16 protein-coding genes are annotated in these 10,239 nt (G+C 60.7%); 11 read left to right on the top strand and 5 right to left on the bottom strand.

The window, feature by feature from the left end:
* Positions 1–190: 190 nt before the first annotated feature.
* The 8 genes from BM43_RS00425 to BM43_RS00395 all read left to right on the top strand — a co-directional run bounded on the left by BM43_RS00425 (position 191) and on the right by BM43_RS00395 (position 4,504).
* Positions 191–598, top strand: a complete 408-nt coding sequence (locus tag BM43_RS00425; protein WP_036057746.1) for a hypothetical protein — start codon at positions 191–193, stop codon at positions 596–598.
* Positions 599–653: 55 nt separating this feature from the next.
* Entirely contained in the window at positions 654–878 is a 225-nt protein-coding gene (locus tag BM43_RS38000) for a hypothetical protein (RefSeq protein WP_036057744.1), read from the top strand.
* Between the two features lie 44 nt (positions 879–922).
* A complete protein-coding gene (locus tag BM43_RS41190) occupies positions 923–1,078 on the top strand; it encodes a hypothetical protein (protein WP_155308332.1) in 156 nt (51 codons plus the stop codon).
* Positions 1,079–1,107: 29 nt separating this feature from the next.
* Positions 1,108–1,332: a hypothetical protein gene (locus tag BM43_RS00415; RefSeq protein ID WP_036057742.1), complete on the top strand. Its 225-nt coding sequence runs from the start codon at positions 1,108–1,110 to the stop codon at positions 1,330–1,332.
* 26 nt (positions 1,333–1,358) lie between these two features.
* Entirely contained in the window at positions 1,359–1,622 is a 264-nt protein-coding gene (locus BM43_RS00410) for a hypothetical protein (RefSeq protein ID WP_036057740.1), read from the top strand.
* A gap of 287 nt (positions 1,623–1,909) precedes the next feature.
* Positions 1,910–2,275 (top strand): hypothetical protein, encoded by a 366-nt coding sequence (locus BM43_RS00405; RefSeq protein ID WP_036057737.1) that lies wholly within the window; start codon positions 1,910–1,912, stop codon positions 2,273–2,275.
* A gap of 505 nt (positions 2,276–2,780) precedes the next feature.
* The gene (locus BM43_RS00400; RefSeq protein ID WP_036057810.1) at positions 2,781–3,224 is read left to right on the top strand and encodes a LexA family protein; all 444 of its coding nucleotides are present in this window, start codon (positions 2,781–2,783) and stop codon (positions 3,222–3,224) included.
* Positions 3,221–4,504 carry a Y-family DNA polymerase gene (locus BM43_RS00395; protein ID WP_036057809.1) on the top strand — a complete coding sequence of 428 codons (1,284 nt, stop codon included), beginning with the start codon at positions 3,221–3,223 and terminating at the stop codon, positions 4,502–4,504. Before BM43_RS00400 ends, BM43_RS00395 begins: the two co-directional genes overlap by 4 nt.
* A gap of 754 nt (positions 4,505–5,258) precedes the next feature.
* Here the strand turns inward: BM43_RS00395 and BM43_RS00390 are convergent.
* Together BM43_RS00390 and BM43_RS00385 are read right to left on the bottom strand one after the other, a co-directional pair.
* Complete coding sequence (locus tag BM43_RS00390) at positions 5,259–5,471, bottom strand: DUF3717 domain-containing protein (RefSeq protein WP_036057807.1); 213 nt, start codon at positions 5,469–5,471, stop codon at positions 5,259–5,261.
* A gap of 257 nt (positions 5,472–5,728) precedes the next feature.
* A complete protein-coding gene (locus BM43_RS00385; RefSeq protein ID WP_036057805.1) occupies positions 5,729–6,139 on the bottom strand; it encodes an antirestriction protein in 411 nt (136 codons plus the stop codon).
* Between the two features lie 159 nt (positions 6,140–6,298).
* Between BM43_RS00385 and BM43_RS00380 the strand changes: the two genes are divergently transcribed.
* The 3 genes from BM43_RS00380 (at position 6,299) to BM43_RS00370 (ending at position 8,996) form a co-directional block, all read left to right on the top strand.
* Positions 6,299–8,329, top strand: a complete 2,031-nt coding sequence (locus BM43_RS00380; protein ID WP_158380916.1) for a ParB/RepB/Spo0J family partition protein — start codon at positions 6,299–6,301, stop codon at positions 8,327–8,329.
* Between the two features lie 74 nt (positions 8,330–8,403).
* The gene (locus BM43_RS37985) at positions 8,404–8,697 is read left to right on the top strand and encodes a type II toxin-antitoxin system RelE/ParE family toxin (RefSeq protein WP_036057804.1); all 294 of its coding nucleotides are present in this window, start codon (positions 8,404–8,406) and stop codon (positions 8,695–8,697) included.
* Positions 8,698–8,699: 2 nt separating this feature from the next.
* Positions 8,700–8,996, top strand: a complete 297-nt coding sequence (locus tag BM43_RS00370) for an addiction module antidote protein (RefSeq protein WP_080752326.1) — start codon at positions 8,700–8,702, stop codon at positions 8,994–8,996.
* Here BM43_RS00370 and BM43_RS00365 read toward each other — a convergent pair.
* The 3 genes from BM43_RS00365 to BM43_RS00355 form a co-directional block, all read right to left on the bottom strand.
* Positions 8,993–9,253: a hypothetical protein gene (locus BM43_RS00365; RefSeq protein ID WP_036057801.1), complete on the bottom strand. Its 261-nt coding sequence runs from the start codon at positions 9,251–9,253 to the stop codon at positions 8,993–8,995. The two genes, BM43_RS00370 and BM43_RS00365, sit on opposite strands and share 4 nt — an antisense overlap.
* Positions 9,250–9,648, bottom strand: coding sequence for a hypothetical protein (locus tag BM43_RS00360; RefSeq protein ID WP_052710550.1), 399 nt, complete (start codon positions 9,646–9,648; stop codon positions 9,250–9,252). The genes BM43_RS00365 and BM43_RS00360 overlap by 4 nt, the downstream gene beginning before the upstream one ends.
* Before the next feature lie 107 nt (positions 9,649–9,755).
* Positions 9,756–10,235 (bottom strand): conjugal transfer protein TraD, encoded by a 480-nt coding sequence (locus tag BM43_RS00355; protein WP_052710549.1) that lies wholly within the window; start codon positions 10,233–10,235, stop codon positions 9,756–9,758.
* Positions 10,236–10,239: the final 4 nt, after the last annotated feature.

Below are 10,239 nucleotides of genomic sequence, written 5' to 3'. Positions count from 1 at the left end.
GCATCCAAGAAGCGAAATTCCACGTGGTGCTTGCAGAGAACAACTAGGTTAGTTCGCAAAGAAATGAGTCGCCCCATTAATAAGGACTACATATTTTATCCTTGCAAAATACACGCATTGCGTGTATTCTTTAACTCATGGATGCACCGCATCCGCCGCGCCTCGGGTCAACAGGGGCTGGAGATTAAAGATGGCGTATATGAGCCAGGACATGAAGGCCGTGATTACGGCAGAAATGAAACGCATCATGCCGCAGGGCTGGAAATACACCCTCCGTGTTGAAGATCACACTAAGATCGTCTGCACGATCATGCAAGCGCCGATTGATCTGATTGGGATCGCGAACGAAATCAACCGCGAGATTGCAGCAAGCCGCGGCGACGAACCCTATCAGGTCGCAGGATATTTCGATGTCAGCCTGTTTCACCTCGACCGATACGACGCGACGGCAGCGGGCGAAACGTTCCGTGCGATTGATAAGGCGCTTCGCTCGGCTGGGTGGTACGACCGCAGCGACAGCACTATCGACTACTTTGATATCGCGTATTTCACGGGACTCCGCGTAGGGCGCTGGAACAAGCCGTTTGTCTGCGCATAATTTCGCTAACACTCAGACCCGGTTCGCCGGGCCTGAGCCGAAACAGGAGTACGACATGCAACACGATCAAGAAGCGGAATTCCGATCCGCTAGCCAGCGAGCCACCACCGACCTTGTCAGTTGGATTGACAGTCATCAACTGCCGGAGGCGACACGCGACAACGGCGATGGAACGCTAACTGTGGCATGCGCGACTGTTGGCAGGAACGGTGACGTGACGATCGAACGCGAAACGATACCTGCCACGCTCCAAGCAGCACGCGACTGGCTTGGCTACTGAGCCGCACGATGCTATCCAGCTGCTACTCAATGAGGGGAATGACGATGGAAAAGCTCTACAGCGAATGGTTCTGGTCCGAAGCATCGGCACGCGGCGCGGCAGAGCGCGCGGCGAAGAAGGTCGGCGGCGTTCCCCGCTGGCGCTACGCGATGCGCGCAGACGGTCGGCATGACTGGATCGCCGAAGTTTTCGCCGCCTGACCAACCGCGCCCGCTACAGGAGAACGACGATGGCAACCAAGCGCAAGGGTTATACCGAAAAAGAAATCTCGGATCGAGAGCAGGTGATGAATGTGCTTGCAGAAAACGTGGAGGAATTCAAAGCGCTCATGAAGCTGCGCGGCATGACCGAAGACCAGCCGGGCTATCAGAACTTCGTCGCGCAGTTCGTGAGTAACAAGCTCCGCGACGAAGCCCTCCGGAATGAATTCGTCAAGCAGCTCGGCGCGGCCTGACCCTCGCCTGCTACAGGAGAACGACCATGGAAATGCCCATCAAGCGCCTGCAAGGCCCGCGCGGCCCGATCCGCCGGGGGAGCGGAAAGATTGTCGCGGAAATCGTGGATTCTCGGTTCACGCTGGAAGCTCGCGACACCCGGAGCATCTGGCGCTGGGCAGCCTGGGGCGCCGACCGAAAGGTCATCCAGGTGATCGAAGTCGAGAACCGCGACGGCATCGACGAGCTTTGGTGGCTTCGCGAAATCGTTTCGGACTATTGCCACCGCGTGCGCTCGATAGCGAACTAATACCGTCGCCCGCTACTGCGGGCGATCAGCATTTGGAGAACGAATGGCAAATCATCCGAACCGAAGCGCCCTAGCGCCAGGCGCAGTGATTCCGACGCCCGAGGAAGTCGTCGCAGCGCGCCAGGCCGCCGGCCTAACGCAGACCGAGGCAGCAGAACTCGTACATTCCAAGCTTCGGGCCTGGCAGTGTTGGGAGGCAGCGAAGGACAAGCCCGATCATCGACGGATGCATCCCGGTCTATGGGAGCTTTTTTTACTTAAAACTGCAAAATAATCCAACTTCAATCATGAGTCAGGCGTTCTTCAACACGACGTGGCAAAGTCAGCCCGTGCAGGTGATGGCCGGATGGGACGGCATCGACTCCGAGCTATACGTCAAGGTGTTCTATCTAGACGAGCGCGGAGAGGTGGACGAGTCTCCCGGCCTCGTGCTCGACGCGTGGAAGGAAGTCTATCCGCGCCCTACCGAAATAAACGATGCTGCCGCTGCGCTCGTCATGGAGATTCAAGACAAGCTCGACCGGATTGGTATCGTCATACCGCAATTGATGCTCGGCGAAATCCTCGCGCGCATGGTCACGGACGATAACCAGACGCGAACCATGTACGACGAGGCAGGCACGGCGATCGCCGAAACCTCCGCAGGCAACTGACTCCACCTGCAGGCCTGGACCCGGCCCGGGCGGCATGCGGCACCAGTTGCTCGCGCTGGAGCGCGGCGCCGGCGGCGCTGCTGGCGATCGCCGCGGCCGCCGGCGGCAATCAGCACGGCCGGCGCGCTGGCCAGCAGTTCATCGAGCTGGATCTCCACCTGCAGGCCTGCGCCTGGCGCGCGCTATGCGCGGCACCAGCTGCTCGCGCGCGGCGCCGGCGGCGCTGCTGGTGGTCGCCGCGGCCGCCGGCGCCGATCAGCACGGCCGGCGCGCTAGCCAGCTGCTCATCGACCTGGATCTCCAGCAGCAGCCCGGCCAGGCCGGGCTACGCGCGGCACCAGCTGCTCGAGCATGGTGCCGGCGGCGCTGCTGGCGATCGCCGCGGCCGCCGGCGCCGATCAGCACGGCCGGCGCGCCGGACAGCACTCACGTCGCATCTGGTTGACTTTCTCAGGATCTGATACCGTAAACCACTGTATAAATATCAGGGTATCGGAGAAATTGCATGTCTGTCCCCATTCCATTGTCGATCTCGGCACCGCTCGAGCTAATCGACGTGGGCCAGCGCGTCCAGGCCGGGTTCCCGAGCCCGGCCCAGGATCACCAGCAGCGGCGAATCGATCTAAACGAGATCCTGGTCTTGAACCCGCTATCGACGTTTCTGTTCCGCGTCTCGGGCGATAGCATGGTCGAGGCGCGGATCTATGACGGCGACCAGTTGATCGTAGATCGGTCCGTGGAGGCGGCACCTGGGCGCATCGTGCTTGCTTGCGTCGACGGCGAATTCACCGTGAAGATCCTGCAGCGCCACAAGGGCAGCGTGTTCCTACAACCGGCCAATGCAGCTTACGAGACTATCCGGTTTCACGAAGGCCAGGAGTTGACCATCTGGGGCGTGGTGACGTGGAATCTTCGGCAGATCCTACATGACAAAGTAGGCCGGCCATGAGGCGCCTGGCGCTCGTCGACGCAAACAATTTCTACTGCTCGTGCGAGCGCGTGTTTCGTCCTGACCTGGTCGGCCGGCCGCTCATCGTCCTGTCGAACAACGACGGCTGCGCTGTCGCGCGATCGAATGAAGCGAAAAGCCTTGGCGTGAAAATGGGCCAACCGTTTTTCGAGATCCGGCACCTGGTGCGCGAGGCAGGCCTCGTCGCGCTCAGCTCAAACTATCCGCTCTATGCAGACATGAGCCAGCGCATGATGGACATTCTGGCGCAGTACGCACCGCGGCAGGAGATCTACAGCATCGACGAATCTTTCCTGGATTTCACGGACCTGGCCGAGCCCGTCGTTAACATCAGTGTGCGCATGCGCGAGCAGGTCGACCGGTGGATTGGCCTTCCTACCTGTGTCGGCATCGGCCCAAGCAAGACGCTGGCGAAGCTGGCCAACCACGTGGCCAAGAAATCATTGGGCGGCCAAGCCGTCGGCGTGTGTGACCTCACTGCGCTGCCCGCAGCTCAGCGCGAGCAGCTGGTGGATGCAATCGACGTCGAGGAAGTATGGGGCGTCGGCCGACGCCTGGCGTCGCAACTGCGCGCCATGCGGATCGGTACAGTGGGGCAACTGAGGCGAGCGCCCGCGGATCTCATTCGCCGGCGCTTTTCCGTTGTCCTCGAGCGAACCGTGCGCGAACTTAACGGAGAGGCCTGCCTGGACCTGGACGACATCGCTGCGCGCCAACAGATCGTGTGTTCCCGCAGCTTCGGTGCCGAGGTAACGCAGCTCGAGGGCTTGGTGGAAGGTATCACTGAATTCGTCGCGAAGGCGGCCGAGCGCTTGCGTGGTCAGCAGCTGCTCGCCGCGCAGCTGCAAGTGTTCATTCGAACTAATCCGTTCCGCACACAGCAACGGCAATACAGCAATTCGCTCGTGGTTCCGCTCGTCATGCCGACGGACGACACGATCACGCTGCTGAAGGTGGCAACCCTTGCGCTGCGCCACCTTTTCCGGCCGGGATTTCGCTACGCCAAGGCGGGGGTGATGCTGTTCGATCTCGTTCGAGGAGGACGACAGCAGCGCGATCTCTTCGTCGAAAACGATGAGAGCCGACATCGCTTGATGGCCACCATCGACGGCATCAATGCGCGTTACGGGAGCGGCACGATACGCATCGGCCGGACAGAGACGCGGCAGGCCTGGGAGATGAAACAAACTCATCGCACGCCGGCGTATACGACCGATTGGTCAGCGCTGCCAATCGTGCACGCTCGCGCGGACATGTAATCGAATAGATCCCGCGAGAACACCTCCGCATCGAGGCACGGCGAGAGGGATCGGCCGGAGCGCTGCGCGCGAGGTGATAGCCGGCCGCCGCGAGCGACCGGCTATCACTTGTCGTGGTCAAGACGCCAGAATGGCACGAATCCCGCCGCATCGCAGAGCAAGGCCCACGCGGCGTAGGTAATTGGCGCCTCTTCTGACATCCACTTCCGAACCTGTCTCCCGCGGCTCGCTGTGGCAACACCTAAGTAGGCTGCCGCTTCAGGAGGGCTTAAATTAGCCCTGCGAAGAACTTCTTGGACTTCCGCGCCCCTTGGCCTAATCCAGTAAGTTGCGGGCTGCAGACATTCTCGCCGGATTTCTAACAAATGCTTTTCCATTGGTTTCTCCATCAGAGTCTGTTTTGCCGGCTCTTCCCGACAAAGGTATCCAGCCCCCAGCGCTTTGCGCTGGGGGAATCACGCCTGGAATGGATTCGCGTAGCGATTCCATTCCAGGCTTGACCACACCACCCACCGATGACCCACAGCCTCACCGGATTGCCCCTGCGCTGCGCTCCGGGTCGGGGCTCTCCCCATGCCGGACTCAGCCGGCATGGGTCCCCGTGCCCCTCAATCCGGGCGCGCGGCGCGCGCGAGACCATCTCGGCTCGCACAACCCCGGCTAGCAAGAAGGGAGGTCGCCCCGAGGTGCACGCGACTAGCAGGCCACAGCGGGCGATAGGGGCGGTGCGCCCCCATTATCGCATTCGTCCGTGCTACCCCAGCGCCGTCAGCGCGGTTTGCAGGGCTTCCACCTGCTCGGCCGCTAACTCCGAATCCGCAATGATGTCTTGTCGCGCAATAAACATCTGCGTATAGGGTTCGGCCAGGATGCTCACCTGCCTGCAAATACTGACGCCATCGGCCGATGGAAAGCGGTTACGCCAGTAGTTAATGGCTCGCTCCATGTCCGTCAGAGTGTAGTTCATGCTAATTCGCCCCGGCCTTGCGACCGGAGCGCCTATTCAAATGGAATTGAGCCGATTATGAACGGGCTTCGACTGGCCGATCGTCCGGCCCGACATCCAGCACCGTCACCGCTTGCAGGCCGTTGCGCGTCGCGCATTCGTCAGCCACGATCCGAGCATGAGCCGACGAACCGGCCGGCACGTAGCAATCTACCGGCACCGGGAATTCGAGGCACCGAACCGTTACTTTATATCGTTGCGTTTGCATCGAACTCCCCTCAGTCAATTGCGCGGTAAATTTCACGCCACTCCGGATGTTGAAGGGCGAACGCCCGCAGCGCGTGATATGCCTGCGCGAACTTTTCACCCTCTTTCTCTGCCAGAAAGCAAAGCACGTACAGCGTTACGACGATACCGAACGCCTCGGCGCCGAGGTGCCCTTCATAGCTGTTCAGGTGCCATTGGACGTACAGCTTGCCGTCACCCGCCGGGGCAGCATAAAAGCCACCGTTGTCCAGTTCGAAGAACAACCAGAGACCGCCGTGATATTCCGTCGAAAGCACACCCGCCCATTTGTACAACAATTGCTCGCCAATTAGAAATGCACGGCCAAAATGCTTAGGAAGAAACTCCATACGTTGCTCATCGATGACCAACGATGACTTGATGATTGCTTCGGCTTGATCCACGGCGTTACTCCTGAAAGCGGCCAAGCGGGTGCTCGGCCATGAAAGAAGTATATGCCTTTAAGGCACTAAAGACAACTCATTTTCTTGCCTTTTCGGCCTTAAAGGCATATTATATAGTCATGGCCGAGCACCCGCTTGGCCGCTTTCAGGAGCGTTATCTTGAGTGAGAACCAGAAGCAGCAAGCCGTAGTCGAGCAAATCATCGGCAGTCGCACTGCAACCACCGTGCCTTTCTCCGCGCTTGTCGAGTCGCCGTTTAACGTGCGCCGGCGCGAGCCGCAGAACGTCGAAGGGATGGCTCAGGCGATCCGCAGCGCTGGCGGCATCCTGCAAAACTTGATCGTGCATGAGGTGAAGGCCAAACGCGGAAACAAGGTCAGCTATGGGGTGGCCGCAGGCCGTCGACGCAAAGCCGGCTACGGGCTCCTGGTCGACCTGGGCGAAGCCTCGGCCGAGGCACCAATCAATGTCGTGATCGTCACGGACGGCGAAGCCCGGTTAATGTCACTGATGGAGAACACCGAGCGCGAGGAAATGCACCTTGCCGACGTCTGCGAGGCGATCCGCGACCTGCACGCCGAGGGGCGCACGATCGAGCATATCGCCGAGGTGTTTTCGATTTCCGTGTTGACGGTTCAACGCCGCTTGAAACTGGTCCACCTGTCCCCGGTCCTGTTCGAAGCCTTCCGCAACGACGAAATCGACCTGGGCCAGTTGCAAGCGCTGGCTCTGTGCCCGGACCCTGCCGAGCAAGAGCGGATCTGGACGCGGGCAAAAGCCGGCCCGGAGTGGGGCCGAACTGCTCAAAATCTCCGCACAATCATCACGAGCGAGGAAGTGTCGAGCGCGAGCCGGATGGCGCGATTCGTCGGTCTGCAAGACTACGAGGCCGCCGGCGGCGACGTGCGCCGCGACCTGTTCGCGGAAGACGGCGCAGGCTACCTGATCAATGTCGAGTTGTTGCACGAGCTCGGGCGCGCGAAGCTGGAACAAGCGGCCGACGCGCTGCGCGCCGATGGCTGGTCCTGGGTCGAGGCGAACCCGGATCTGGATCACAAAACACTGTATGCATGCACCAGACTGCCGGCGACTCGTCGGAAGCCGACCAAGGCCGAGAAGAAGGAGCGCGCCGAGCTTGCCGAGCGAGCCACAAAGGCAAGCGATGCGCTGAACGAGGCAATGGAAAGCGACGACGAAGATATCGACACCGACGCGCTAGAACAGGCCTTGCAGGAGGCCGAGGAAGCCGTAGAACGCTACGACGAACGTTTCGAGGGTTGGTCGCCGGAGCAAAAAGCCGTGTCGGGCGTGCTGGTGAGCCTGTCGCAAAGCGGCGACCTGGCGCGCGAATATGGGCTGGTGAAGCGCTCGAACTTGAAAACGGCAGGCAAGGCGCTAGGCGATGAAGCACCGCCGGCATTGCGCCGCGCCGCGCAGCAGCCGGAGCGCCAAAAGCCGCTGCACAGCGAAAGCCTATGCGAACGCCTTACCGCGCATCGCACGGCCATCCTTCGGCACGAATTGAGCCGTCGGCCGGAAATCGCCTTGGTGACGCTGCTGGCCAGGATGGTGCCGGCCGCGCTGCCGGGGCATTTCGGTCGGGACACCCGAGATATGCTCAACATCGTTTCGATCCATTCCGCCGAGAAGATGGCGGGCGCGGCCGACGACATGACCGACAGCCCGGCATGGAAGGCTTACGCCGAGCGCACGAAGTATTGGCAAAAGCGCATCGATGGGGAAGCGAAAGGCGACTTGTTCGGCTGGCTGCTCGGCCAGGACGGCGAGACGCTGCGCGACTTGTTCGCCTTCTGCGTGGCGGGCACGGTGGATAGCATCACTAGCTTCGATCGGCCGCACAACATCGAGCGCGTAGCGCAAGCGCTGAACGTGGACTATCGGGTCTACTGGAAGGCGACGGCCGCTAGCTATTTCCAGCACGTACCGAAGGCCCGAATCCTCGACGTGGTGAAAGAAGCCACGTCAGCCGAGACGGCCGCGCCGCTGGAGAAGCTGAAAAAGCAGGAACTGATTGCCGCCGCCGAGCGCGCGGTATCAGAAACGGGCTGGTTGCCCGAGCCGCTGCGCCATCGCGACCTGAGCGAGAGCATGCAGAATGACGACCTTGGGGACAATCCGGAAGAGACTGAATCGGCAGACCTTGAGGAAATGGAAACAGACGCCGAGTAACAGAGGGGCCGCCTGGATGCAAATCCGGGCGGTTTTTACTTGACACCCATGTCTCCCATGGGAGACAATGAGACATGGTAATCGAACAGACAGACGATTTTGCGAAGTGGCTGCGCGGATTGCGCGACCACATCGCGCGTGCGCAAATCGCCAAACGGATTCAACGACTCGCCCACGGGCAGTATGGCGATGTCAAGTCGGTCGGCGCTGGTGTTAGCGAGTTACGGGTTCATACAGGGCCAGGATACAGGGTGTATTTCGCGCAGCGTGGTTCCACGATCATTGTGCTGCTGTGCGGCGGCGATAAATCCACTCAGCAAAGAGATATTCAACGAGCATGGGCGCTTGCGTCCGAATTGGAGGAATGACTATGGCAATCAAGACGACACCATTCGACCCAGCGGATTATCTCGACTCGCCCGAGGCGCAAACGGAATATCTCCGCGAGTCGTTTGAATCCGGAGACTCGGCCGACATCCAAGAAGCGATCGGAACGGTTGCCCGAGCGCGGGGCATGGCTCAGGTCGCTCTAGCGGCAGGCGTTGGCCGACAAAGCTTGTACAAGGCGCTGGACGAACGTGGCAATCCCGAGTTCGCAACGATCCTGAGCGTTGTTCGAGCGCTCGGCCTCAACCTCACTGTCACGCCAACACAACGTCAAGCCTAGTCGTCCAGGTCGAACAGCGCCCGGTCTGCTGGCCGGGACAACGCCTCATCCATCATCGCGCGGAAATCCGCGTCGTCCCATTCCCCCAGTTCGACACGGCGAAGCACGGCCTCACCGACCAGAACAATCCGCCGCTCGCGATCCGCGCGCGTTTGCTTGACCTGCTGACGCTGGGCCTTAGCGGCGACCTTGCGCGCTTCCTTGAATTCCTTCACTTTGTCGTCGGTCGCGGCGACGCGTCGCTTGAGTAAATTCATTTCCGCTGCTGCCAGATAGGTTGGACGGAATGATAGCTCTGGTCGGCAATGAGCCGATCCAGTCGCTCCTTCGCGCTGTTGATCGCGGCAATCGGCGCGGTGCGCAGTTGGTGATCGTGATGCGTGAGGATGGCGGCGCACAGTTCGACCGCATCGGCATCGAGCGCCCATTCGCTTCTGTCCTGCCCGTGATCGATTGCCGCGATGATCGCCTGTTCGGCGGCGATGAGCACTTCGGGCCGAATGGGAGAAACGTAGGCGTCGCCAATGAACCCGGTCAGCACGATCATGACCAGCAAGGTACGCAGGTGCTCATGCGTTCCCTGCCGATTGCGCAAAGCGGCGAGCGACGCGTGATAGCGGATCGACAGATCGTCGGCGTCGCGCCGGGTCATGGGCGACCACCAACGCTTGCTTTTGCGTGCCGATGCCGCTTGTCGAATCCGCGAAAACGGCGGCGACGATCTAGCCACGGGCGTTCTCTCTGCGATATCGAATGGCGTTAGCCAGCGACATTTTCCGGAAGGCGCTCATCGGCAACTTGCCCGCCATTGCTGCCACTGGATTTATTCGCCGCTTCGCGGTCGGCAATGAACGTGTCGCCACGCGTTTTGAGTTGCTTGAGCGCGGAAGGGTCGGCCTTGGCCTGATCGAGCGCCCACAGCAACGCGCCGCACAGCGTGCCACGATCCACCGGGAAATCGAGCATTTCGACAATCCCGCCGAGTTCGATCAACTGGCGGGTGCGGGCCTTGCGAGCGGCTTCCTTCCGCTCTGCCACCACCTTGAGCGCTGCCACCTTTGCCTCTTCGGCCCGCTCGTTCAACTTCTCCAGCTTGACCAATGCGTCGAGATCGCGCGATTCCTGTTTGGTCGGTTCCGCAATACCGGCAAGTTCGACCAGCATCCGCTGTGATTCAGTCGGAGCCTTCAGGGCGTTGATGAAAGCGATACGCTTGGTGAGCCATTGATCGATCGGCATGATT

The organism is Burkholderia gladioli, assembly GCF_000959725.1.
In the GTDB taxonomy this organism is placed as follows: domain Bacteria; phylum Pseudomonadota; class Gammaproteobacteria; order Burkholderiales; family Burkholderiaceae; genus Burkholderia; species Burkholderia gladioli.
Note: the sequence above shows the minus strand (reverse complement) of the source record. Positions and strands in the feature narration are given on the sequence as shown.

What these genes read in the sequence shown, in the direction of transcription:
- BM43_RS00425 (WP_036057746.1), top strand. Translation starts at nt 191, where the DNA reads ATGGCGTATATGAGCCAGGACATGAAGGCCGTGATTACGGCAGAAATG.
- BM43_RS38000 (WP_036057744.1), top strand. Translation starts at nt 654, where the DNA reads ATGCAACACGATCAAGAAGCGGAATTCCGATCCGCTAGCCAGCGAGCC.
- BM43_RS41190 (WP_155308332.1), top strand. Translation starts at nt 923, where the DNA reads ATGGAAAAGCTCTACAGCGAATGGTTCTGGTCCGAAGCATCGGCACGC.
- BM43_RS00415 (WP_036057742.1), top strand. Translation starts at nt 1,108, where the DNA reads ATGGCAACCAAGCGCAAGGGTTATACCGAAAAAGAAATCTCGGATCGA.
- BM43_RS00410 (WP_036057740.1), top strand. Translation starts at nt 1,359, where the DNA reads ATGGAAATGCCCATCAAGCGCCTGCAAGGCCCGCGCGGCCCGATCCGC.
- BM43_RS00405 (WP_036057737.1), top strand. Translation starts at nt 1,910, where the DNA reads ATGAGTCAGGCGTTCTTCAACACGACGTGGCAAAGTCAGCCCGTGCAG.
- BM43_RS00400 (WP_036057810.1), top strand. Translation starts at nt 2,781, where the DNA reads ATGTCTGTCCCCATTCCATTGTCGATCTCGGCACCGCTCGAGCTAATC.
- BM43_RS00395 (WP_036057809.1), top strand. Translation starts at nt 3,221, where the DNA reads ATGAGGCGCCTGGCGCTCGTCGACGCAAACAATTTCTACTGCTCGTGC.
- BM43_RS00390 (WP_036057807.1), bottom strand. Translation starts at nt 5,471, where the DNA reads ATGAACTACACTCTGACGGACATGGAGCGAGCCATTAACTACTGGCGT.
- BM43_RS37985 (WP_036057804.1), top strand. Translation starts at nt 8,404, where the DNA reads ATGGTAATCGAACAGACAGACGATTTTGCGAAGTGGCTGCGCGGATTG.
- BM43_RS00370 (WP_080752326.1), top strand. Translation starts at nt 8,700, where the DNA reads ATGGCAATCAAGACGACACCATTCGACCCAGCGGATTATCTCGACTCG.
- BM43_RS00365 (WP_036057801.1), bottom strand. Translation starts at nt 9,253, where the DNA reads ATGAATTTACTCAAGCGACGCGTCGCCGCGACCGACGACAAAGTGAAG.
- BM43_RS00360 (WP_052710550.1), bottom strand. Translation starts at nt 9,648, where the DNA reads ATGACCCGGCGCGACGCCGACGATCTGTCGATCCGCTATCACGCGTCG.
- BM43_RS00355 (WP_052710549.1), bottom strand. Translation starts at nt 10,235, where the DNA reads ATGCCGATCGATCAATGGCTCACCAAGCGTATCGCTTTCATCAACGCC.